This window comes from Campylobacter concisus (genome assembly GCF_003048905.1).
GTDB classification, from domain to species: Bacteria; Campylobacterota; Campylobacteria; order Campylobacterales; family Campylobacteraceae; genus Campylobacter_A; species Campylobacter_A concisus_V.
In genome coordinates this window covers 741,401-766,312 of sequence record NZ_PIRO01000001.1, presented here as the reverse complement: position 1 = coordinate 766,312, position 24,912 = coordinate 741,401, and the positions used below count along the sequence as shown (strand labels likewise).

Sequence of the window (24,912 nt, the reverse complement as noted above, 5' to 3'; positions counted from 1 at the left end):
TTTTAGCTTAGCTAGATAAATTTGGCCTATAAATTTTAATTTTTTAAATCTGCAAATTTCACATATCGATCAAATTTTAGCCCCAAAGCTTAAGGAAGTTACTCCTTGGCTCTTGAGATAATTTTGCTTGAGTCTAGCTCAAATTTTACTCCATCTTTTGTCTGCAGATAATAAAATTTACCAAGAGTTGATAGGGCTTTTACATTATAAAGTTTTATAACCCCGTTTGTTTCGTTTTCATCATAATAAGTTTTACTATCATCACAATATATGCCATTTTTGCAAATTTTTTCTGGTAAAGCACCTAGTGCACTTTTTTTCAATAGTTAAATATTGATATTCAACATTTGCCATCCCAAGCCAATGTAAAATTGCACCTGAGGATAACTGATATAAAATTACTAGTACTACAGTTGATACAGTCACTAAGAGTGGTTTGTAAGCTTTTTTTTTCATAAAAATGTTCCAAACCTTCAAAGAAGCAAAGCGTTATAATATGAACTGCAACTATTAAAAAAATGAATAAAAAGTCATCATCTAACGATACTTTTAAAAAATAAATTTTATAAATGTACTTAAAAATCGCAATTATTGCTATGATTGTTACTATGTTTTTTATGCATTTAAATATACATTTAAATAAAGTAGCCTTTATTTGTTCTATAACAAATACAATGTATAAGTAAATACCTAATACGATTAAAGAATACGGAAGCAATTCGTAAAATGGTTTACTTATAGTAATAGTATTTAATATTACCATGCAAACCAATATAAGAAAAGGGAGCAAGGAAAACCCAAAATAAAACATCCAAGTTTTATTTTTTTATTTTCATAGTAGCCTGGATAAACTAGACATGGAAATATAATAAAAAATGAAATAAAGGATGATACAAAAAATAATGATACACCAACATATGCTACATCTGCTCCACCTAAATCAGGAAAATATTTGAACTCAAGTCCAAAATATGCAAAATAATAGATCATGCCAACCAAGCTAATGCCAGATAGTATCAATGGATGAAATTTTAAAAGAGCATTAAAATAGTCTTTTACACTTCTTTCTTCAAAAGATTTTGTTAAATAATATTCAAAATATTCAACTGGCAAGTTTTGATATCTCTTTTGTCTTCTTGTTAATATCTTTAATATAGTGCTCATTAAAATTTGCTTTAGTTTTAAAATCTTTTTCTTTAGAGATCTCAGTTATTTGTTTCTTTATTTTTGATATATTTTTTTGAATCCCTCTTGTTTTGTGTCGCTATTGTCTTCACTGTCTATTAAATTTAAAATTTCTTTATCTGGAGAACCATCGTTTGTGCAAATAAAAAATTCATCCAATAATTTTTTAATTTCATCGGAATTTTTATTTATATTCTTAACTGAGATTTTGTCAAGTTTTTTACATATTTTATTTTTTATATTATCTATAAATTTTTCAATTAATAATTTGTCTAAATATTGCCCGCATAATTTTGTCATTATTTTAAGTTTAAATTTTTTCTTTTCGAATGTATCTAATAGCTCATATTTAATTTCTGAAATTTTAAAACCTATTTGACGTTTTATTTCCCTTAATTTATTATAAAAAACATCAGGGTCGCTTTTATCCAAATTACTATACAACCTCTTCTCTTTATTTAAAAGAACTATTAACTGGCTATATTTACTATCATATTTGTCCAAGCCATCAAAATTTTCTCTTAAAAATTTTATGATTTCATCTATCCTAGTAATATTATTTTCTTTCTGTTTTAAAATATCTTGATAATTCAAAGTTATCTCCTATAAAAATTTAACTAGCTAAGCACCTTTGCGATTTCACTCCAGCCCAAATTCTCAGCAAATTCAGCAGCCGTTTTGCCGCTTTTTGTGCGGGCATTTTTATCAGCGCCGTTTTCTAGCAAAAGATTTACAAGATTTAAATTTCCAGCGATCGCCTCGTTGTGAAGCTGCGTATAACCAAACTCATCAGCATCCGTGACAATATTTGGGTGCTCTTTTATATATTGCTTTACTTGCTCATATGTATTTTTACTCATTGGATGCTCTATCAAATTTTCAGGGTGTTCTTTTTGCTCGTAAACTACCAAAATATCGTTAAAATCGCCAAAATCAAGCCCCCACTCTTTATCGTGCTCTTTTAGTTCTTTCTTTTGCATGCGTGAGCGCATCGCCTGCACGCTAAATCCGCCGTATGCGCGTCCATCTATCGCAAAGAGCCAGTCGCTCATCTCGTCTATCTTTGCGCTTATTTGGTCGCCTAATTTCACGTTTTGCACGCTATCTGGCTCATTTACGAGCGTGCCATATATCGTTTCGCCGTCAAATTCCACATCGTCTATCCACATGTGCTCGCCGACTTCTTCGCCATTTACGACATCTAGGAAGCAAATTTTTACCATTGCATAGTCAAGCATAGGTACGATCCTGTGGCGCTCCCAGTAAATCTCACGCCAAAAATATCTAAAGCTCTCTCTGGCTTGCTCAAACGCACGCTGCATGTAGTCTTCGTCGCTACTTACAAAATAGATCGGCATTTGCTTGCCAAGATCGATTTGTTTACCGAGAATTTTCTTAAAAAAGCTCATTTTTTGTCCTTATTTTTTATTTTAGATAGATCAAATTTGAATACAAAATGATAAGGCGAATTTCACCCACGAATACGCCTAATTTTAAATACAAAAACTATGCGAGATTTCGCAAATTTAGTCCAAAATCCTACAAAATTTTAAATATAAAAGTCACACAGCCATTTCGCAAAATTAGGCGAGGCGATTTAAATTTTTGTGATGGGAGTTACCGAGTTGGTAATGACTGAGTAAAAATTTAAATCAACGACGCATAATAAAGCGAAAAAGTGCGTTATTTTAGGTTTTTAAAGCTTATCGGGAGTTCTAAATTTAACCCCCTAACGAGCTTTATACACTCCTGTAGATCGTCTATGCTTTTGCTTATCACTCTGATCTCTTCGCCCCTGATCTGCGCGCTTACCTTGATCTTTGAGTCTTTGATCGCTTTGGTTATCTTTTTTGAGTTTTCAGCGTCAAGCGTGTCGTTTAGTTTTAGCGTAGCTTTTAAATTTCCACCACTTGCTGGCTCTCTTTTTGTCTCTGTGATCGCAACTGGTGGTATGTTGCGCTTGATGAGCTTTGAGATAACTATATCCTTTAGTGCGTCGATCTTGTTGTCACTTGAGCTAAGAAGTGTGATAAATTTCTCCTTTTCATTTAGCTCGACCTCGGCCGCAAGCCCCTTAAAGTCATACCTCGCAGCGATCTCTTTTTTTGCCGTCTCAAGAGCGTTTTTAACCTCCATCATATCGACCTCAGCACTTATATCAAAGCTATGCTCAGTTGCCATTTTTATCCTTTCAAATTTATTTAAATAGCCCTTTGATCTTCTCAAAAAGTGACTTTTTGCCAGTCTCTTCTTGCTTTACTGCCTCGCCAATCTGCTGCACCGCGGTCTGTGCGTAGATGATAGCGCCCTTTGGATCGCAGTTAGAGAGGTTTGAATATGAGCTTGATTTGTTTAGATCAAGTGGATTTGGCTCCACGACCTCAGTGGCCTCAAGCAGGCCTATTTCTAGCTCACATGCGTAGTTTAGAGCATCTAAAAATGCAGGTAAATTTTGCTCGTAAAAGCCATCAATCGCCTCTTTTATCTCACCACCTGCTTCATAGTCAGCCTTTAGTTTAGCTACGTTTTTAGCGTTTACATAAGCGCCACAGCAGTAGTTTTCGGTGATCTCATTGTAAATTTCGCCACTAAATTTATCCAAAAACTCGCTTGGTAAAATTTCTCGCCAGTTGCTGATATAGTTTTTAAATTTCTCATTTTGTCGGGCCAAAGAGCTTAGTGCTGTGCCCCGAGTGTAGAAATATTTTCTAAAAAATCCTTGAGTAACAGCGATACAAAAGCCATGAGTTTTGTTAAAAATTTCATCGTCTTTATACTGCAGTGCAGCACTTAGTGTATCTTTGTACTTTTGCGCGTAAAATTCCTCTACGCCAGCCTTGTTGGCAAGCGCTAAAACCTCGTCAAATTTACCAGCCCTTGCAAGCTCAAGTGCCTCAAAATACCACTTTGAAATTTCATCTTCGCTAATAGCGTGATAGCTTATATCATAGCCCATTACTTGCTCTCATTGATAAAATTTTCGATGTTTGCGACGATCTTTGCGATGAGCGTCTTTCTAGCCTCCAGGCTACCCCATGCCACGTGCGGCGTGATGAGTAGATTTTCTTTGTTTTTTACATTTAAAAATGGGCTATTTTTGCTCATTGGCTCGCTCTCCAAAACGTCCGTACCAAAGCGTAAATTTCTCTCATCTATCGCCCTTGCCATAGCCGCTTCGTCCACTATGCCGCCACGTCCTAAATTTAGCACTATCGCATCATCTTTTAGCAAATTTATCTCGTTTGTGCCTAGTAAATTTCTAGTCTTTTCGTTTAGTGGTGCGTGGATGCTGATGATGTCGCTGCTTCTTAGTAGCTCGTCTAAACTTTTTTGCGCAAATTCGCTATTTTTATTTGCTCCGCTTGTCGAGTAGTAGCTCACATTTGCACCAAATGCACGTGCAACTACCGCCACGCCACGCCCTATCTCGCCAAGTCCGATGATGCCAAATTCTTTGCCAGCGATCTCGCTGATATCTGCGCCAAGATAGGTGAAAATTTCACTCTTCACCCACTCTCCGCTTTTAACGTATTCGTCATAAAATTTGATGTGATTTGTTAGCTCAAAAAGCATCGCAAACGTGTGTTGCACGACGCTTGCGGTTGAGTAGCCAGCGACGTTTCTAACAGCTATGTTTTTAGCTTTTGCATGCTCCAAATCGACATTATTCATGCCAGTTGCGCTTATACAAATGAGCTTTAAATTTGTCGCCTCCATCACGGCTTTGTCGATGATGACCTTGTTTGTGATGACCACATCAACGCCCTTTAGACGAGGCACGATCTCTTCGCTTTTTGTTTTTTGATAGCTGATAAACTCGCCAAATTTCTTAAAAACACTAAGATCTACGTTCTCTCCCAACGTGGCCGCGTCTAAACAAACGATTTTCATCTTTAGTCCTTAATGAAATGTCCTACAAATTTAGAGTAGTTATCTAAAATTTTGCCGCCCTTTCTATATCCAAGCGCACACGCTTCATAAGCGTAAAATACGCCTGCTTGGTAGTTATCGCCTCTTTCATCTTGATTAAACTCGTAAAATTCTTGATAAATGGCTTTATTTGAGTCGTATTCGCCGTCATTACTTGCTATTTGCGCACCGTTTTCATCGTGTATTGAGACGTTAGCTCCTTCTCTGCCAAATACCGGCTTTTTCACATATTTTTTGCCTTTTAGTGGCTCGTTTGAAGTCTCAAGTAAGAGTGGATGATTTGGATAAAGATCCCAAAGAATTTTTAAAATTCCCTTACTTTGAAAAAGTAGTGTGTAGGCTGGATTTATGATAATGGCTTTTTGGTTTTTGATGATATTTGAAAGTATGAGTGCTAGCTCGCCCTCATCGATCGCTATGCTCTCCCAAGGCACAAGCTTAAACCAGTACTCGAAATTTTCATCACCTTTAAAAATGCCCTCATCATCGTTAAAAACGACCTCATCAACGTAGGCAAAGTCGGTTTTAAATCCAGCCTCTTTTGCGATGTATTGTAGTAATTTCACGGTTTGCTCATCCTCGATACTGCCAGCGATAGAGCTAAATAGTATCCCCCAGCCCTCGTAAACATCCTCAAAATTTACATTATCATCGCCAAGAGTTATTAGACGCTTAAAATTTTGCTTTAGAGCCTCATAAAGGTTATTAAATTGTTCTGCTTCATCCATATGATTTAGCTTTAGCATCGCCCACTGGATGATCGCCGTCTCAAAGACTGCCGTTGGCGTGTCGGCGTTAAATTCGATCAGTTTTATCGGCTTGCCATCAAGCCCACCCGCTAGATCAAACCTGCCATAAAGGTGCCAGTGAACGTCATTTTCCCAGCTTTTTTTGATGCTATCAACGAGATTAAATGGTATGCCTATCTCGTGAAAAAGGTTGTTGTCAATGACGTACTGAGCAGCATTTACATACATATCGTATAGCTCATTTGCCGCTTCATAGTAAGCATCCGCTTCACTTGCTTTTACCTGTACGATCTCATCTGCGATATATGAGCTGTTATCGTTATCTGTATGCCATGCAAAGCCGATTTTTTCCATAAATTCGTTATTTAACGGAGTGATTTTTCTTAAATTTATCATTTTCAGCCTCCAAAGCTTGATGAGCTAGAGCTTGATTTTGAGCCACCACCGAAAAATCCACTCTTGCCGCCACTGCTTCTTGCAGCAGAATTTGCCGCTTTTTGCTTATTAAAGCTATCAACGCTTCTTGTGTATGCGCTTGGATTTTTGTAAGAATTTTGACGAGTAGCTTGGAAATTTTGATTTCCAAAAAGCTTGCTACCTATCCAGCTACCAAGTATCGCACCGGCTGCTGAGGCAAGTATCGTCTCACCAAGGCTTAGACTGCCGCTACTTAGCTGTGCATCACTCGTTTTTGTTAAATTTGAAGTGCCATTGTCGATATTTGCGTTTGCTTGAGCTAGGAGCTTATCGATCTCGTCTTTACTTAGCACACGCTCAGTGCCGTTGATATCTTTTAGCACGACCCTAGTTTCGGTGCTTGGGTACTCTTCTAAGATTTTATAAACGCCAGGTGCGCTCTCTTCGATGATGACAAAGGCACCATTTTTTTGTGCAACCTCATTTAGTGCGTTTTCATCACCGCCATTGTTACTGCCACAACCAGCAAGGCCAGCCATAACGATCGCACCAAATCCGCCTACCGCAGCATAAGTAGCTATCTTTTTAATGTGTTTCATATCTCTCCTATCAACTCTTTTAAATTTTTATGTCTTCTAACAAGTATCACCCCTCGTTTAAATTTTATAAATTTGGAGCGGTGTATGTTTTTTATTATCTTTTCACTGGCCTTTTTCGTTGCCTTTGGCTTTAGATTTAACTCCTTTAAAAATTCACTTAAATTTATCCATTTTGACTCATTTTCTATCTCAGCCTCTATCGCTTCATTATTTGGCATATCGTCATTTTTTTGTGCTAAAAGCGGCCTTTGCATAGCATTTAAAAACTGCATGAGCTTCTCATCTCTATCTTTATAAATTTGCAAAATTTCATTTTTTCGCTCGATTAACATCTGCTCTTTTTCTTTAAAAAGCCTATCTTTATCGGCTTGCAAGTTTAAATTTAAGCTCTTTAACTCGCTTAACTCATTTAGCAAATAATTTACAAACTCATCATTTTGGGATTTAATTTTTGTGCTTTTTGGAGCGGATTTTGTGGCTTTTTCGCTACTTGGTTTCTCATCAAGGATGACAAATTTTATGCCATTTTCAATGACTGTATTTATAGAACCACGGCGGATTCTATTATAGACTGCTTCTTTTGTTATGCCTAAAATTTCTGCAGCTTCGTTTATAGCTAGCTTTTGCATCGAATTTCCGTTTAAAATAAAATAAAAAAATTGCTTTGATTATAAAAAAATAAGGCTAAAAGAAGAGTTAAACAAAGAGAGCAAAGCCCTCTTTGTCTTGGTTTTAGAGTCTTGACTCGTAGCGTCTAAGCATATAAAGACGTTTAAGCATTTTCTTGCGAGCTGCAATTTTTTGTTTTTTGCGGATCTCAGTTTTAGGCTCAAAGAAGCGTCTAGCTCTTGCTTCAGTTACTACTAAGTTACGGTCAGTTTGTTTCTTAAACTTTCTGTAACCCTCGTCAAATGACTCGTTAGGATGTACCTTAATACCAGGCAACGTCCTCACCACCTTTCAGATTAAAATAAGCCGTGAGTATAGTTTAATTTTCATAAATTTAAGCTTTTAACTATTTTTTTTTAAAACTCTTTTAATGCCATAAGCTTTATAATCATAAAATTTCAAAAAAGGCTTATTATGTCAAAGGATTTTCATCTTAGCTACGCCAAGAGGCGTTACATTTTTTTTGCCTGTATCACGCTATTTGTCTTTGTTTTGCCATTTATCAGGGTAAATGATGCACAGTTATTTTTACTAAGTTTTGATAAAAGTAGAGTTGATCTCTTTTTTACAAAATTTGATATGCAAGAGCTTTATTTGTTGCCATTTTTATTTATTATTTTGTTCTTAAGCATATTTTTTCTAACGACACTTGCAGGGCGCGTTTGGTGCGGTTGGAGCTGTCCGCAAACTATTTTTAGAACGATATTTCGTGACCTTTTGCAAACTAAAATTTTAAAGATCAGAAAAAATATCCAAAATAAACAAAATGAGCCAAAAGGACAAATTTTAAAGCGTGCTTTAGCAGTTGGAATTTGGTGTGTTTTAGCTCTTGTTATTTCGGCAAATTTTCTATGGTATTTTGTGCCACCGCTTGATTTTTTTGCTTATTTAAAAGAGCCAAGCGAACATGGAGTTTTGCTTGCATTTTGGCTTGTTATTGCTATTTGGTTAGTTTATGATGTCATCATTTTAAAAGAAAATTTTTGTATTTATGTTTGTCCTTACGCTAGGGTGCAATCAGTGATGTTTGATAACGATACGATCCAAGTTATTTACAATCAAAAAAGAGGTGGCGTAATCTATAACGGAAAAGAGAAATTTAAAAAACCAAAAGAAGAAGGCGCGCTGTGTACTGGCTGCGAGGCGTGCGTAAGAGTATGCCCAACGCACATTGATATAAGAAAAGGTATGCAGCTTGAATGCATAAATTGTCTAGAGTGTAGCGATGCTTGTGCTAAAGTGATGAAGCATTTTGATGAAAGTTCACTTATTGAGTGGAGAAGTATAAACTCTATAAAAGAGCAAAAAAGAGTCAAAATTTTACGCTTTAGAACGGTTGCTTATCTCGTTATTTTGGGCATTGTTTTGACAGCTGGGGCATTGATGAGTGGAAAAAAAGAAAGTATGCTTTTAAACATAAATAGAACAAGTGAGCTTTATAAAATTTTAGGCGAAAATGAAGTCGAAAATTCTTACGTATTTTTGGTGCAAAATACACAAAATAAAGAGCATGCCTTTTACTTTGAAGTAGATGATAAGAATATAGAAATTTCTCGTCCAAATAAGCCATTTATATTAAAAGCTGGTGCAAAGCAACGAGTCATTGTCACATTAAAATCAAAAAATGAAAATTTAAGCGATAAAGATCTTTTAAAACATATAAATATAAAAGCCTATGCCACCGATGAGCCAGCTATCAGCGTGCAAAGGCAAAGTACTTTTATCTATCCTAAAAGATGATAAAATGGCAAAAATTTAACAGGAAGCAAGATGGCGATATCAGAAAAGGGTAAAAAAAAGATACGAACTTATTGTAAAAACAGCACTTGAGCTATTTTTAGAAAAAGGATACGAAAAGACAAGCTTAAGCGACATCGTAGCGATAAGTGGTGGATCGCTTTCTAGCATTTATACGTTTTTTGAGAACAAAGAGGGGCTTTTTGAGGCGATCGTTGAGCAAGAGATAGATAGCCTTATAAAAGAGATCGATGAGAAAATAGATCTTAAAATTTCTCACAGCTTGGAGGAATTTTTAACTAAATTTGCAACCATAATATTTTCTATCGTTTGTAGCAAAAGGCATATCTCTCTTGGTAGGATAATGATGAGTGAGGGTTCTAAAAATGGTGGCAAACTTGGTAAGACGTTTTTGGATCAAATTTTAAAAAAGATCGATCTTGTGCTTATAAATTTCTTTGAAAGAGATGAGGTAAAAGCCAAACTTGATTCAAAATTTTCAGCCAAATTTGCTGCAAAGTACTTTATACAAAGTGTGATAGGAGCTTATTACTACGATTCGCTTTTGATAAATGAAGAACCAAAGCTTAGTGAAAAAGAACGTAAAAAGCATATTGGCTTGTGTGTTGAGTTGTTTTTGAATGGAATTAGTAAAAAATAAAATTGACTTTTTATTTGTTTTCTAATAGAATCGAGAACTTTAAATTTTTGTAACAATTATTACAAAAACTAAATATGATATTAAAATTTAAAATTAAGAGAGGTTTTTATGGCAAATTTTAAAAGTGCTCTTGTGCTTTCGGTTGCAGTTTTATTTCTAAGTGGTTGTTTCGAAAATAAAGAGAATAAAGCGGCAGCAGGTCGCCAGATGCCACTATCTCATGTGGATATTTTTATCGCACAAAAAACAGACATACCTATTAGTTTTGATTACACTGCAACGGTTGCAAGTAGTCAAGATGTCATCATCTATCCAAAGGTTGGCGGCACGATCATAAAGCAGTTTTTTAAGCCAGGAAGTAAAGTAAAAGCGGGCGATAAGTTATTTTTAATAGATCCAGAAAAATATCAAGCTAGCTTTGACTCACTTGATGCCTCTGTTGGCGTGGCAAATGCAAATTTGAAAAATGCCGAGACCGAGTTTAAAAGAATTTCTGCCCTTTATAAGAAAAATGCAGTCTCTCAAAAAGACTATGACGCAGCAGTTGCAGCCTATGACATTGCAAATGCGAATTTAGTAAGCGCAAAAGCAAATTTAAAAAATGCAAAAATCGACCTTGGTTACACGACTATCATAGCGCCATTTGACGGCGTAGTGGGTGATAACCAAGTAGATGTTGGCTCGCTTGTCATAGCAAACCAAACAAAGCTTGTAAGACTTACAAAAATAAATCCTATTGAAGCAGAATTTTATATCGCTGATGTGGATAATCTAACTAGAAAGACAAATTTGGATAACGGCTCGTGGCAACAGCTAAATAGTGATGCTGTGTTAAGCGTCAATGGCGAAAATTTTAATGGTAAAGTAAATTTTATAGATAACGTCGTAAATACCGCAACTGGCAGCGTTTTAGCAAAGGCTAGCTTTGATAATAGTGAAGGTAAAATTTTACCAGGTGCGTTTGGTCATATAAAGATGAGTGGATTTGTTCAAAAAAATGCCTTTAACATCCCACAAGTTGCTCTTCAACAAAGCGCTACAAACTCTTATGTTTTAGTCGTAAAAGATGGCAAAGTAAGCCAAAAAAATGTAAAAACAGGATATCAAACAAAAAATATGGTAGCAGTCACTGAAGGTCTTGAAGATGGCGATAAGATAATCGTTAATAACTTCCTTAAAATCGGAGTTGGTGCACCAGTTGAAACTGATAAAGACCTAAGTGCGGAATTTATAAACGGCAAAGATGTAAACGCTACAAGTAGCAAGTAAAGGCAGATAGATGTTTTCAAGATTTTTTATAAACCGCCCGATATTTGCGACTGTTATATCTATCATCATAGTTATAGCAGGTTTTATGGGTATCAAGGGGCTTCCAATAGAGGAGTATCCAAGTCTTACTCCACCTACTGTCTCTGTAAGTGCGACATATAGCGGTGCCGATGCGCAGACTATCGCCGACTCAGTCGCAAGTACGATCGAAGATCAGATAAATGGCGTTGAAAATATGCTCTATATGCAAAGCACATCAAGCTCAGCAGGTACTATGAATATAAGCGTATATTTTAAGATCGGCTCATCGTCAAAACAAGCTACGATCGATGTAAATAACCGCGTGCAAGCTGCTCTTTCAAGGCTGCCTCAAGAAGTGCAAAATATGGGCGTAACAGTGCGCGAAAGAAGTGGCTCGATCCTTCAAGTTGTTGGCTTTACAAATCCAAATATGGATTTGATCGAACTATATAACTATGTAAATTTAAATATTGCTGATGAGATAAAAAGGGTTAGTGGCATAGGTGATACAGTATTGATAGGTACTAAAGAGTATTCTATGAGAATTTGGCTAAAGCCAGATAGACTAGCTCATTTTAAACTAACTCCAAGCGACGTCATTTCTCAAGTAAAAATTCAAAACTCACAATACGCTGCTGGCAAGATAGGCGAACAGCCATCGGATGGTGGTAATCCTTATGTTTATTCTGTTCGTACCGATGGACGTCTTAAAAATGCAGCTCAGTTTGGCGATATAATAATTAAAAGTTCCGATGGATCAGTGTTGAAGCTAAAAGATGTAGCTACCATAGAGCTTGGAGCAGCTAGCTATGCTAACGATGCGATGTTAAACGGCAAGCCGGCTATTCCTCTTTTGTTATTTTTACAAAACGATGCGAATGCTCTTGCTACCGCAAATGCTGTAAAAGAAAAGCTTAATGAGCTAAAGAAAACTTATCCTGTTGGACTAGAGCACACCATAGCTTACAATCCAACAGAATTTATAGATGTTTCAATTGATGAGGTTATAAAAACTTTCATTGAAGCGATGGTACTCGTCTTAATCGTAATGTACTTTTTCTTAAAAAGTTTTCGTGCGACTATCATTCCGATGCTTGCCGTGCCAGTATCTATCATAGGTACATTTGGCGGACTTTATGTGATGGGTTTTAGTATAAATTTGATTACACTTTTTGCCTTAGTTCTTGCCATAGGTATCGTCGTAGATGACGCTATTATCGTCATAGAAAATGTCGAGAGAATTTTGCATGAAGATAAAGAGATCAGCGTAAAAGACGCGACGTTTAAGGCGATGGAAGAGGTACAAACTCCAGTTATCTCTATCGTACTCGTGCTTTGTGCTGTTTTCGTGCCAGTCTCTTTCATGGAGGGCTTTGTTGGCGTTATACAAAAGCAGTTTGCTCTAACGCTTGTTGTTTCTGTTTGTATCTCAGGCTTTGTTGCTCTTACTCTTACGCCAGCGCTTTGTGCGGTTATGCTTAAGAAACAGGAGAGTAAGCCATTTTGGATAGTTCAGAAATTTAACGACTTCTTTGACTTTAGCACTAGACTCTTTACGGCTGGAGTGGCTAAAATTTTAAGGCATATTATTATTAGCTTTATTGTAATTGGTATTTTAGGATTTGCCACTTATAAGCTATTTGATGCTGTGCCAAAAGGGCTTGTGCCTTCAGAAGACAAGGGTGCTTTAATGGTTATCACCTCACTTCCGCCTTCAACAAATATGCTAAAGACAAAAGAAGAAGTAGTCTCGATTAGCAACGCCATTTTAAGCAATCCAAATGTTGAGTTCACTATGGCTTTTGCAGGTTATGACATACTAGCTAGCTCGCTTAGGGAAAATTCAGCCGTTAGCTTTATAAAGCTAAAAGATTGGAGTGAGAGAAAAGGCGCTAACAATGGAGCTGATACATTAGCTGGCCAGTTTAATGGTATGCTTTGGGGCTCAAAAAACTCAATGACATTCGTTGTAAATTTACCACCTATCATGGGTCTTTCAATGACTGGTGGCTTTGAGATGTATCTACAAAATAAAAGCGGCAAGAGTTACAACGAGATAGAAGCAGACGCTAGAAAAGTATCAGCAATAGCTAATGCAAGACCTGAACTAACAAATGTTAGAACCACGCTTGAGACAAATTATCGTCAGTTCAAGATAACAGTTGATAAAGAAAAAGCTAAATTATTTGGCGTAAGTGAGAGCGAAATTTTTAGCACGGTAGCAGCTACTTTTGGCTCTTACTATATAAATGACTTCAATCTTGCTGGTAAGTCTTACCGAGTATATGCAAGAGCCGAGGAAAGTTTTAGAAATAATCCTGAGGATCTAAGAAAAATTTTCGTCCGATCATATGATGGCGGCATGGTGCCACTAAATTCAGTAGCAACACTTACAAGAACGATTGGACCTGATATCGTTGATAGATTTAACCTCTTTCCATCAGCTAAGATCATGGGCGATCCAAAACCTGGCTACACATCAGGTGATGCGATAAGAGCGATCCAAGAGGTCGTAAATGATACGCTAAGCAGCGAGGACTACGCTATAAGCTGGGCGGGAACGGCATATCAAGAGGTAAATTCTCAAGGAACAGGCACAGTTGCTTTTATCTTTGGTATGATCTTTGTATTTCTCATCCTTGCTGCTCAGTACGAGAGATGGCTCATTCCACTTGCGGTTATCACAGCCGTACCATTTGCGGTATTTGGTTCATTGCTAGCAGTCTGGATAAGAGGGCTAACAAATGACATCTACTTTGAGATCGGACTCTTGCTACTCATCGGTCTAGCGGCTAAAAACGCCATTTTGATCGTAGAGTTTGCAATGCAAGAGCGTGATAGCGGTAAGAGTATATTTGACTCAGCGATAAATGCAGCTAGACTTCGCTTTAGACCAATTGTAATGACATCAATTGCATTTACTCTAGGCGTTTTCCCGATGGTTATAAGCACAGGCGCAGGCGCTGCATCTCGCCACTCGTTAGGAACTGGCGTGGTTGGTGGTATGATCGCTTCTACGACGATAGCTATATTTTTCGTGCCAATGTTTTACTATTTGCTTGAAAATTTAAATGAGAAATACTGGAGAAAGGGAGCAAAAAAAGATGAAAAATAAGGCGTTTATACTTATAATGGCGGCGTTTTTAGCTGGTTGCTCATTTCGTCCAGATATGCCAAATGTAGATACAAATTTCACATCTACTTACACTTATGAGACAAGTGATATAAGGGATCTTTGGTGGAGAGAATTTAACGATGAAAATTTAAATTCTCTAGTGGAAAATGCACTTGAGAAAAATACAAATTTACGTGTTGCTTATTTAAATTTAGAGAAAGCAAAAGCAAGCCTTGGCGTTGCTGAGGCTGACTTGCTCCCTGGGGTAAATTTAAATGTAGGCTACGAAAAAGCAAAAAGTAGCGGTGAAACATATACTAAGCAACCACAAACTCGTTATAGAAAATCAGATATAAATTTAGGATTAAACTATGAGATTGATCTTTGGGGTAGAGTAAGAAATAATGTAGCAGCGGCCGAAGAAAGCCTAAATGCAACCAAATTTGACTATGATAGCGCGAGGCTAAGTATCAGCTCAAGTGTTACAAAAAGCTACTTCGCGTTAGTTTCATTAAATATGCAAGAAGCTGTGCTAAGAGAGACTTTAAAAACTTATGAAGACACGCTAGCGCTTCGCAAAACACAGCTTGATCTTGGAAGCATAAACGAGATGACTTATTTGCAAAGTAAGGCAGCAGTAGAAAGTGCTAAGACCAATCTTACTTCTATATTAAACGAAAAGTCAAAGGCTATCACCTCACTAGCCATCTTGACTGGTAAAAGTAATAATGAAATTTTAAGTGGAGCTGTTGCTAGCTCGCAAAATTTACCAGCTTCTCCAGAGATAAGTGCTGGCATTAGCTCTGAAATTTTGCTGAGAAGAAGCGATGTGGCAAAGGCACTAGCTGATTTAAAAGCTACAAATGCTCTTGTTGGTGTTGCAAGGGCTGAGTATTTTCCAAGTATTTCACTAACTGGACTTTTTGGCTTTTCAAGTATTGATTTTGAAAATATCTTTGTTGGAAATGCCAATACATGGAGTATAGGGGGCTCTTTAGCACAGAAAATTTTTGATTTTGGTAGGACAAAAAATAATGTAGCAGTGGCTAAAACAAATGAACAAATTGCCGCTATTAATTATGAAGCAGCGGTAAAATCGGCTCTTGGCGAAGTAAGAGATGCGCTTGTTTCAAGGCAAAATGCAAAAATTTCTTTGGAACAAGTGAAAAATTTGCTAAAATCCCAACAAAGAATTTACTCGCTTGCTAAAGAGCAATATGACGCTGGCTACATTGGACATTTAGAGCTTCTTGATGCGGAGAGAAATTTACTTCAAGCAAAATTACAAGATGTCTCAGCTAAGCTTGATGAGGTCGATAGTGCAGTCGAAGTTTATAGAGCTTTTGGTGGCGGTTTTAAGTTAGAAAAATAATTAAAAAGGAGAGAAATTGGGAACTAAGATATTAAATTTCTTGTTTTCTTGGGGATTTTTTGTTTTTGCTATCGCTCTTGGCGTAGCATTGTGGTTTGCGATAAATTACGTGGATACATTTAGGCTTGAGTCAAGCTTTTATGATATCGGTGAGATATTTATGATGGCGGCTGTTTTTTGTATTGCTTTTTATGTGATCGCAGCGATATTTGTTATTCCTATTAGAGCGATCAAAAAATCTTAATCTTTCATCTAAGGACAAAATCCTTAGATGAACTTCTTGACTTCATTGTGTAAAATTCTTAGATTTTTGATTATTTATTTTAAAAATTTATTTATTAAATTTACCGTATTTATATTACTAATTCTAACAAGTATATTTTTAATAGCTTGCTCAGCTAATCAAGCAAATAAAAAGATAAGTAACTCCGAACTAGAAAACTTAGCTAAACAATATGGTGGAGTATATATATTTGATGAGAAATTTGAGAAAGAGATAGAGAGACAAGAACAAATAAGAGATAGTAAAAGAAAAGAAATTTTAGAGAGAATAAAGACAATACCTAATAAAAATGAAAAAAATAAAAAAATGAGAGAAATTTTAAAAACAGAGTTTTACGATAATCCAAAAATGGATCAAACCCTCTCAAATGGTAAAAGATATTATGAAAATTCAACAGACTATGAAAACCAAACCAAAAAAAAGATAAAAATCCCAACACAATATAAAGAAAAGGTTATAAATTTTATAGGTATAGATAATTACAACAAATATAAACCAGGTTTTGATCTAGGTTATTTTTGTATAGATCAAGAAGGCAATATCGAAGTAATAGATATGACAGTTGATTACTATATTGTAAAAACACAGTATGGACTATTTGGTGATGAAGGTAGAGGTGTATCATTTGCCAAAGAGTCTTTTGGTACAAAATCAGGAGATAATATTTTCTACTTAACAAACAACAAATTCATAAAAGCAAACAAGGACAAGTAGGTGCAAACTAAAAAATCAAATAAAGAGCTAATAAATTGCTTTAAAGACTATATTGATATAGCTGATGCAAGTTATGCAATGCTTCATAATGTATTTGAGAATGAAAGAAATGGACTTGATGAGCTTTATGATAAATGAAGTAAGTTATAAAAATACTTGAAATAAATTTTAATAAACCCCAAACAGCACATAATAAATTAATAATATTATAAATACAATAACAATAAAATATCCAAACTAAAATTTCAAACATAAAAGGATAATCAATGAAATTTCTAGCTATAACACTCTTACTTCTAACAAGTATATTTTTAATAGCTTGCTCAGCTAATCAAGCAAACAAAAAGATAAGTAACTCTGAATTAGAAAACTTAGCTAAACAATATGGCGGAGTATATATATTTAATCAAAAATTTGTTGATGAGATAGAGAGAAGAGAAAAAGAAAGAGAAGATCTAGCCAAAAATTTAGGTGATAAAATAAGATCAAATCCTAGAAAGATAAAACAAGGTGATAAATTTATAACGATATATGATGTAGATATGACCTTGGTAAATCAAAAACTCCCTCAAACCCTTTCAAATGGTAAAAAATACTACACTCGCTGGATAGATTATGAGAACCAAACTGGTAAAAAAGCTAAAACTTCTGAGGTCTATATAAATAAAATAATTGAGTTTATAGGTTTAGAAAATTTTAACAAAGAAAAACCATATTTAGATTTAGGAAAATTATATGTAGATGATAATGGAGAAATAGTTCCTATAAGCATAGATGTTTATTATGAAACATATAGCACTAAATATGGCTTATTTGGAGATGAGGGAATGGGAATAAGCTTTAGTAAAAAAAGTATAGTTCCAGTAAGTGGCGGAAACAAATTCATTCTAATAAACAATAAATTTATAAAAGCAAACAAGGACAAGTAGGTGCAAACTAAAAAATCAAATAAAGAGCTAATAAATTGCTTTAAAGACTATATTGATATAGCTGATGCAAGTTATGCAATGCTTCATAATGTATTTGAGAATGAAAGAAATGGACTTGATGAGCTTTATGATAAATTTGGCAAAGATAATGTCCCTGAAAATATCGTAAATTCTTATAGAGAAGATGAAATAAAAAAGCCTGTTTGGAGATATGCAGATGGCATAACAAAGGGAGATATTTTAAAATCAGACCAAAGAGATGAAAATAATAAAACTATTAAAATGGCAGGAAGCCCTACCGCTTATGCTCTTTGTATAGAAGCAAGATTTATGGCAGATAAAATAGTAAAGAAACCAGTTGGGGCAAATGGAGAAACAAAAGATACTGAACTCAAAAATGATGTAAAAAATTTTATAGCTTTGGTACCAGATCAGCCACCCTATATCTTTTATAAACCTAAATCCATCTCCCCTCGCACGAAACTCTTTGTTAATCGCTATGAGCTAGTAAAGCACATACCTAATCAAAAGTCAGGTTTTAGCTCAACTATATTTTATGACACGCTTAAGTCAAACTATATAATAGGATTTAGAGGAACAGAGATGAAAATAAATGATCTCTTAGATGATGCCTTTATGGCTATCACATCAAGAGCGCTTATGCAAATATCTGCTTTAAAATCACTTCAATCCTCTATGCAAGAAGCTATAAATTCTCATAGTCAAAACTTAAGTGGTTTAGATAATACCGCCAAAGACATCATCCTATCGGGTCACTCATTAGGAGGTCATCTAGCTCAAATATATGCAGTAACTTTCAAAGATAGTGGAGTAAAAGAACTTTATACTTATAACGCTCCAGGAATTTATGGTGGCATATTAGCTTCAGCTTTTACTTGGAGCTTAAGGCTTCTTAGCTTTGTGGCTAAAGCCATAGCAAAAGGTGCAAGATGGATAGCAAGAGTCATAGACAAAGATGGCTTTATAGGAAAGATGGTAGGCTCAGTCTTTAACAAGATAAAAGGCATGTTTGGCTTTAAAGATGATAAGAGCAGCGTAGATGAATATGTAGATGTAGTTAAAAATAATGAACAAGCTCAAAAGACTCTTGCAGATAAAAAAGTAAGCTCTAATATAAATAAAGCTAGCAAAGAAAAAGACATAGACATAGAGATACATCATGTAGAGAGCGTTAAACAAAGTATCAATAGAGATGAAGATAGCTTTTCAAAAGATGTAGCTGTTTTGATAGAACCTACCTTTTCGGTCATATCTGATCTAGGTTATAAGCTAGGCATAGATACAACTGGCGAAGTAAAGTATGAAAATACTGAGAATAGGCACTTGGTGAATATATTAATTAGATCTCACTTTTTAAAAGAGAGCGTTTTGGTTTTATATATGTTGTGCTATCTTTTAGAAAATAAAGAAAATGAAGCCAAGATAGAGGGTAAAGATATAGCTGAAGCGCTTGATTATCTAAATGAATATATCCAGTCGCTTAAATTTAAACTAAAATGCATAAGATCGAAGTTAAATTTAGATGTAAATATAGATGATATAAGTGATGCTTCTATGCTAGATACGCCTTTATATATCTTCTATGCTTATTTAAATCTCTTTTACGAATATGGCAAATTTAGTGATGAAAATTTCAAGCAAGATATGGTCGGGTATATAATAGAAAATTTAGGCAGCAACATAGATAAAAATAGCAACAAAGAAGCACATCTAGTAAAGATACTAGATATAGATGATCTAGATAAACTAGATGCGACAAAGATAGTAAGTGATGCTAGAGCCGGTGATATAGATATGCTAGTGGCTATTTGTGCTTTGAATTTATTTGTATTTGAAAAAAAGATAGATGTAAATGAGCTTGGTAAATACTTCTCTTATAGCAAAAACATCTATAAAAATATAACGATACTACGAGATAATAGAGTGGATATAGCAGAGGCTAGCATCTTTGTAAAAGATAGAATAGATATGCTAAAGAGCATAATAAATCTAAAATATGCGGATCTAGCAAAGCTAAAAGAAAATGAAAATTTTTTAGCTAGCATAGACTCTAAGGACATAAGCTCTAGCGATGAAGCCATAGTAATAGCTAATAATAAATCCGCTCAAAATAATGATGATGTAGCTTACAATAATAAAGTAGCAACCGATGATATAAAAGCTCTTATGAATGAGAGCGTGGGAAGTATCTTTTATAAAAACAACGATACCCTTAGTGTAAGTGCAGTGGATAAAAGTATCGTTGATGTTGAGGTATTAAAGGAGATATTTAAGCTAGATAGTAAAAATATGAATCAAAGAATATATCTAAACTCTGCTCTTTTGTCTAAAGCCAATGAAGAGGAGGATTATCCACTTTATTTTAAAGACGAAAAATATAATAGTGACGAGAATATACCTCTAAATTTTACTCATCAGCCAAGAGATGAGGATAAAGATATAGGAAGGCTAAATGTTGCTTATAGAAATTCTCAAGCAAATATATTAAATTATTCACTACTAAATAAGAGTCTAAATATCAATCTAAAACCAATGAGCAAAAAGACTAAAGAGGCTCTTTCAAATTTAAATCAAAGGCAAAATTTACAAAAAGATAATCAATCTAAAGAAATTTCATCCACTGCAACTTCATGCCCTGTCATAGAAGACGACACTATCATTTGCCCACATGGCGGTCATGTGATCTTAAAAAGTAGAGCGGGCAGGAGTATAAGATCAGACGATCAAGGCGTGATACTTGATGTTGATTTTATAAACTCACCAATAGTAGGCTGCTCTGCTAGGACCCCATGCGTCATAGTAGCTTATGTACCAAGATCAGCACTTAGTCTAAAAAGCATGAATGATCACTACGCTGTAATGCAAGATCTAGTGCCAAACTGCCTAAGCAACACCGGTTCTTCGCTAAGGTGCATAAAAAAAGAGAATAAACTAAAACTAGAGCATAGTTTAAGTAATCCTGTGTTTGAGAATAATAACCTTGCCGTACAAAATCCAAATTTAAATAAGCCATTGATCAGACTTTATATAAAAGCTTTTGCTTCTCAAATAGATAATCTTTTGGTAACTACCTATTATCTATTTGATAAAAAATTTGAAGATAAAAATGGCTTCAGCAAGATCAAACTCAATTTAGACGAGGGAAGAGACGTAGAGGATAAGAATTTAAAGGCTCTTTTAGCGGATAATTATGACGATAAGCGTTATGACATCAAAGAATTTAAACTAAGATATGGAGTGGATAAGCTGAATTTGATATTTGTAGTTCCAAAGAATTTTAGCTCTCTTGATAAAGAGAACTACAAAAAGGCAAATAGCCCGGAAAGTGGGGTAGGCTTTTTTGCCAGTTTAGATGAATTTAATAGTTCTAATATAGAAAAGAACAGACATGCTTACACTTATGTTTTTATGTCTCCAACTGGAGCTAAAAGTATAGAGCTTGAGATAGCTAAAGGGCTAGATAGTGGCTATACAAATGACATAAACACAACTAGCTTTGTAATGCTTGTTAGTTGATAAATTTAAAGAGAGGGATCGTTCTTGAGATTAGATAATACAAAAATTATTAGAAGCATAGAAGACTTGCTTGACGCATTTGATGTTTTTGCTGACAAATATCAAAACATAACATTTTATTGTCGCGATTTAAACCATTTTCATGATACCAATATATTAAATGGAGATGCTTTATATAACAAGACAATCGCGAGGCTATACAATCACAAGAAAGCCAATAAAAATGTGCTTATAAAAACATATAAGTATTTAGAAAAGTCAAATTTATTTAAAAGCGAAAAAGCTGTTAACACAACCAATAAGATAACAATCAAAGATATTGATATAGATGTAGAGGTTCTTAGTAAAGAACAAGATGTAATAGCAGAATTCGTAAAAGAGCTAATAGAACTTGCAAATAATGGTAGAAGCAAAGACAATAAGATTAAAAATTTTGACGATGCATCTAGCCAGTTGGTATCTAACTATAAAAATATAGAGACAAATTTTGAGGCTATATTAGATAAGCTAAAAAATTCGCTAATCAACAAAACCAATACAATACTAAGTCGTGAAAATTTTGATAAAAGAGATGAAACCGTAAAGGCCATAGAAGAGAGCTTTAAAAATATAAAAGAAAATCTCAAAAAAGCTTCAGATGATGGCAATAAATATATTTTAAAAGAGATCACAAAATTTCTAATCAATCTTGTCGACATAAGCGATATAAAAGGATCGTTTAAGCCGCTAGCTTTATTGCTGGCAGCTCCAGAGGCGATAACTACTACTACAAATATAATTGACTTTTTAAACAAAAGGGGCTTTTACGCGTTTTCTGGTCCAGCCGCTAGCTTGCTAGCTACTAAATTTGGCTTTATACTAGGTCTATTAAATACAGTGTCATTTAATAATATATTGGTTTTTACAAATAACGATCAAAAAAGTGGAAAATTTATAGATTTTTCATGCTTTGATATAACAGCCACTAAAGCCAAGAGCAATTATGATGAGTATATTGGTATTTGTTCTGATTTTATTTTAGAGGGCGATGAGCAAAGCTTATTTGACGCTAGAGTAAGCAAAAATGAAAATGTAGATAAGTCTAAAAATATATCTATATGTAAAAACGACAAGAACAATAGCGAAGAGAGCTTACTTAAAAGGATAGAAGAGTGCGTGATCGCAAATAGAGCAAATTTTGTCTATATGCAATATCCATTTTTTAACTCTTTCAAATTTGCAAATCTCCTAAAAGACAAATCCCTAACAACAAAAGACAATACTCACAATACAAATAATAGTAGCGGTATCTCTAAAAACTATCTTGTCGTCTCAAACGCCCCCATAAGGCTAAACGCAAAGCTAAACGAGCACCTTATACAAAACATCTTAAGCTATAAGATAGAAGATAGTATTAACAGGGTTAGCGGTAAAAAGATAGTTGATCCGAAAAATGTAGGCAATGTAAAAGACTATAGTCAGTATTCTATACAAATAGGTGCAAAAAAAGACGAAGACCTTTATCTTTTAAGCTTGAGTCCGTTTACGAGAGTTATTAACTCTAGGCTTGCAAAATTTGAAAAGGATATAGAGGAGTATAACTCATATATGAAAGGTGTCAAAAATTTTCATGGAAGTGACGCAAAATCAGTAGAGGTTTTAAACACCACTTTTAACGCAAAATACAAAAAATTTAATGAGGCAAATTTATATCTAGGTCGCATAAATAGACACTTTAAAAACGCCAAAGATATGGAAGAGATAGTTAATAATGAAGAGGAATTTTTAAAAGCCAATATAAAGGAATTTGAAATTTTCTTTTCAGGCTTAAATTCAAACTTGAAACATGATAAAGTGGCTTATTTTTTAAACCAATACTTTAAAATGCCTAATGAAGGGATGGAGAGTTTTGAAGCAATAGCTGATGAATCTTACAATCAAGTTTCTATAAGGACACATTATTACTACCCTGCTACAAAAATATTTCTTCTAGTGATGGGCTATTATGTCATAAGGCAGATATTTGATAGCTCTATTATTGAGCAAAAAGGATTAAAATTTTCATATCTTTCATCAAACTATGAGACACTAGAGATATTTGGTGAAACACTTAATGTTCTTTACGAAAACACATATTATATACAAGAAAATAATGCTATTGTGCCTATTTACTTCTTCAAGCAAACAAAAGAAGCAAAAAAAGAACAAGATGCTATCTGCATAGAAGAGATAGTAGAAAAAATAGAGCAAAGCCATGTAAGAAATGGTGAAAATATACTAGACGATGACTCCTATAATGAGCTAAAAGAGCTTCTTAAAAATTCTACCGGCATAGACGGAGAAAGCATAGATGATAAGAATTTTGAAAAGTATATTAAACAGATAGACGATGATGAGTATAAATATACTATAGATCTATCTTTAACATCAACATTAGATGATGCCCTATATGATATATTTCCATTTTATGGCTTTTTCATAGACAAGTCTGACGATATAATGAAAAAAGTAATTGACGCTGTGTTCTCAGGTGGTAAAGGCAATATCTTTAAGAATATTTTTATGGAGCTAATAGGAGAACTAAAAGTATTTAGTATGCTAGGCGAAGCGCCAGTTGCAAAACTAGTTCACGAAAACAATAAAAAAGCCTTGAAAAAAATCAAACAAACAGCATTTGCTGGAGTGGTCAAAGTAAAAGGCAACCAACTTCTCTATATATATGTAGATAACAAAAAAAAATCCAAACACAGCATAAAAAAAACAAAACAATGGATAGATGAATTTGAAGTAGGCATAAATGTAAAAAGACAAATAGCTATAAGTGCTGGTAAAAATTTTTTAAAAAATAGCTTAAAAACTTATGCAGAAACTTTAATACAAGCTGGATTTGGCTTTTTAGTAGATAGTTTTTTCATCAACACCTACGAACAACAAAAAAGATCTTATGAACTAATACTTCATAAGTATTTCACAAATAAATTTAATGATACCTATGCTGTTAAGAATATATCTTATGAACCTTATTCAAATAAAACAAGTGAATATACCTACTATCCTATAGAGATATACTCATCTTTTATAAATATAGATCTAAAAAGAACTATCATAGGAGGAAGACTATCTAGTGGAGGACTAGACTATCATAACTTCTTCTACTATGATATAAACACTACTACAAACAAACTAGACTCTAATCTATCTAAAGATATAAGCCTAGATACTATGATATCTTATCTATGTCTAGATGAGCTAAGAACAGATAATAAAACTGATGAAGAGTTCTTTAACAACCTAAATAAAAGAAACAAGAAGCTAGCATATTCACCAAAAGAGCTTATGTTGCAAGGAGTTAAAACATTGCTAACAATAAGTCCATCAAACTCAATAGATATAAAACAAAGAGATGAAATTTATGAGATGTATAAAGCAAATAAAAGCACCTCAAAACAAGCCCTGCCAATAGACAAATACAACGAAGCTATGGAGATACTAGAAGACTTTAAAAATGGAAATTTAAACACTAATGGATCAGAAGTGGATAATAAATCAAGAAGACTACTAAAAGCATTAGATGTGATAGGAAACAACAATGTAAAGGGTATGTATGTGGGGTGTAAGGTTGATTTAAAAGATAAGGCTAAAGAGAATATCCCGCCACGCCTAATAGGTCGTCTAGCTACTACCATAATAATGGAAGATGGTCTATATATAGGATAAGAGATGAAGAAGATTATATTTATCATCAT

22 protein-coding genes and 1 pseudogene are annotated in these 24,912 nt (G+C 34.4%); 12 read left to right on the top strand and 11 right to left on the bottom strand.

Annotated features, from left to right (window positions below):
• Positions 1 to 98 precede the first annotated feature (98 nt).
• The 11 genes from CVS95_RS03880 to rpsU all read right to left on the bottom strand — a co-directional run bounded on the left by CVS95_RS03880 (position 99) and on the right by rpsU (position 7,825).
• The gene (locus CVS95_RS03880; RefSeq protein WP_107695642.1) at positions 99 to 323 is read right to left on the bottom strand and encodes a hypothetical protein; all 225 of its coding nucleotides are present in this window, start codon (positions 321 to 323) and stop codon (positions 99 to 101) included.
• Positions 324 to 756: 433 nt separating this feature from the next.
• A complete protein-coding gene (locus CVS95_RS03870) occupies positions 757 to 1,164 on the bottom strand; it encodes a hypothetical protein (protein ID WP_107695640.1) in 408 nt (135 codons plus the stop codon).
• A 57-nt stretch (positions 1,165 to 1,221) separates the two neighbouring features.
• Positions 1,222 to 1,779: a hypothetical protein gene (locus tag CVS95_RS03865; protein ID WP_107695639.1), complete on the bottom strand. Its 558-nt coding sequence runs from the start codon at positions 1,777 to 1,779 to the stop codon at positions 1,222 to 1,224.
• A 23-nt stretch (positions 1,780 to 1,802) separates the two neighbouring features.
• Complete coding sequence (locus CVS95_RS03860; RefSeq protein WP_107695638.1) at positions 1,803 to 2,594, bottom strand: YegJ family protein; 792 nt, start codon at positions 2,592 to 2,594, stop codon at positions 1,803 to 1,805.
• Positions 2,595 to 2,868: 274 nt separating this feature from the next.
• Complete coding sequence (locus CVS95_RS03855) at positions 2,869 to 3,366, bottom strand: YajQ family cyclic di-GMP-binding protein (RefSeq protein WP_107695637.1); 498 nt, start codon at positions 3,364 to 3,366, stop codon at positions 2,869 to 2,871.
• Between the two features lie 16 nt (positions 3,367 to 3,382).
• Positions 3,383 to 4,141, bottom strand: a complete 759-nt coding sequence (locus CVS95_RS03850; RefSeq protein ID WP_107695636.1) for a hypothetical protein — start codon at positions 4,139 to 4,141, stop codon at positions 3,383 to 3,385.
• Positions 4,141 to 5,076 (bottom strand): D-2-hydroxyacid dehydrogenase, encoded by a 936-nt coding sequence (locus CVS95_RS03845; RefSeq protein WP_107695635.1) that lies wholly within the window; start codon positions 5,074 to 5,076, stop codon positions 4,141 to 4,143. The genes CVS95_RS03850 and CVS95_RS03845 overlap by 1 nt, the downstream gene beginning before the upstream one ends.
• A gap of 2 nt (positions 5,077 to 5,078) precedes the next feature.
• Entirely contained in the window at positions 5,079 to 6,260 is a 1,182-nt protein-coding gene (locus tag CVS95_RS03840; RefSeq protein WP_107695634.1) for a glutathionylspermidine synthase family protein, read from the bottom strand.
• A 2-nt stretch (positions 6,261 to 6,262) separates the two neighbouring features.
• Positions 6,263 to 6,880, bottom strand: a complete 618-nt coding sequence (locus CVS95_RS03835; RefSeq protein WP_103588771.1) for a UPF0323 family lipoprotein — start codon at positions 6,878 to 6,880, stop codon at positions 6,263 to 6,265.
• Entirely contained in the window at positions 6,877 to 7,509 is a 633-nt protein-coding gene (locus CVS95_RS03830; RefSeq protein WP_107695633.1) for a DNA-binding protein, read from the bottom strand. The genes CVS95_RS03835 and CVS95_RS03830 overlap by 4 nt, the downstream gene beginning before the upstream one ends.
• Positions 7,510 to 7,612: 103 nt before the next feature.
• Positions 7,613 to 7,825 carry a 30S ribosomal protein S21 gene (gene rpsU, locus CVS95_RS03825; RefSeq protein ID WP_009294994.1) on the bottom strand — a complete coding sequence of 71 codons (213 nt, stop codon included), beginning with the start codon at positions 7,823 to 7,825 and terminating at the stop codon, positions 7,613 to 7,615.
• A 138-nt stretch (positions 7,826 to 7,963) separates the two neighbouring features.
• On the opposite strand from rpsU, the gene ccoG reads away from it, so the two are divergent.
• The 12 genes and pseudogenes from ccoG (at position 7,964) to CVS95_RS09625 (ending at position 24,883) form a co-directional block, all read left to right on the top strand.
• On the top strand, positions 7,964 to 9,289 hold the full coding sequence (ccoG, locus tag CVS95_RS03820; protein WP_107695632.1) for a cytochrome c oxidase accessory protein CcoG: 1,326 nt from the start codon (positions 7,964 to 7,966) through the stop codon (positions 9,287 to 9,289).
• Between the two features lie 70 nt (positions 9,290 to 9,359).
• Positions 9,360 to 9,440 (top strand): annotated as a pseudogene (locus tag CVS95_RS09750) (TetR family transcriptional regulator); the annotation flags it as partial.
• Between the two features lie 129 nt (positions 9,441 to 9,569).
• The gene (locus CVS95_RS09745; RefSeq protein WP_234400005.1) at positions 9,570 to 9,947 is read left to right on the top strand and encodes a TetR/AcrR family transcriptional regulator C-terminal domain-containing protein; all 378 of its coding nucleotides are present in this window, start codon (positions 9,570 to 9,572) and stop codon (positions 9,945 to 9,947) included.
• A 108-nt stretch (positions 9,948 to 10,055) separates the two neighbouring features.
• On the top strand, positions 10,056 to 11,216 hold the full coding sequence (locus CVS95_RS03810) for an efflux RND transporter periplasmic adaptor subunit (RefSeq protein ID WP_107695630.1): 1,161 nt from the start codon (positions 10,056 to 10,058) through the stop codon (positions 11,214 to 11,216).
• Between the two features lie 10 nt (positions 11,217 to 11,226).
• Positions 11,227 to 14,352 (top strand): efflux RND transporter permease subunit, encoded by a 3,126-nt coding sequence (locus CVS95_RS03805; protein WP_107695629.1) that lies wholly within the window; start codon positions 11,227 to 11,229, stop codon positions 14,350 to 14,352.
• Complete coding sequence (locus CVS95_RS03800) at positions 14,342 to 15,724, top strand: efflux transporter outer membrane subunit (protein WP_107695628.1); 1,383 nt, start codon at positions 14,342 to 14,344, stop codon at positions 15,722 to 15,724. Before CVS95_RS03805 ends, CVS95_RS03800 begins: the two co-directional genes overlap by 11 nt.
• A gap of 16 nt (positions 15,725 to 15,740) precedes the next feature.
• Positions 15,741 to 15,968 carry a hypothetical protein gene (locus CVS95_RS03795; RefSeq protein ID WP_021090435.1) on the top strand — a complete coding sequence of 76 codons (228 nt, stop codon included), beginning with the start codon at positions 15,741 to 15,743 and terminating at the stop codon, positions 15,966 to 15,968.
• Between the two features lie 27 nt (positions 15,969 to 15,995).
• Positions 15,996 to 16,721 carry a tRNA 2-selenouridine synthase gene (locus CVS95_RS03790; protein WP_234400004.1) on the top strand — a complete coding sequence of 242 codons (726 nt, stop codon included), beginning with the start codon at positions 15,996 to 15,998 and terminating at the stop codon, positions 16,719 to 16,721.
• Positions 16,722 to 16,859 (top strand): diadenosine tetraphosphate hydrolase, encoded by a 138-nt coding sequence (locus tag CVS95_RS03785; protein ID WP_085657902.1) that lies wholly within the window; start codon positions 16,722 to 16,724, stop codon positions 16,857 to 16,859.
• A 128-nt stretch (positions 16,860 to 16,987) separates the two neighbouring features.
• Positions 16,988 to 17,650, top strand: a complete 663-nt coding sequence (locus CVS95_RS03780; protein WP_107695627.1) for a tRNA 2-selenouridine synthase — start codon at positions 16,988 to 16,990, stop codon at positions 17,648 to 17,650.
• Positions 17,651 to 21,187 (top strand): Mbeg1-like protein, encoded by a 3,537-nt coding sequence (locus CVS95_RS03775; RefSeq protein WP_107695626.1) that lies wholly within the window; start codon positions 17,651 to 17,653, stop codon positions 21,185 to 21,187. It begins immediately after the preceding gene.
• Positions 21,188 to 21,211: 24 nt separating this feature from the next.
• Positions 21,212 to 24,883, top strand: coding sequence for a hypothetical protein (locus CVS95_RS09625; RefSeq protein WP_199906330.1), 3,672 nt, complete (start codon positions 21,212 to 21,214; stop codon positions 24,881 to 24,883).
• The last annotated feature ends 29 nt before the right edge of the window (positions 24,884 to 24,912 follow it).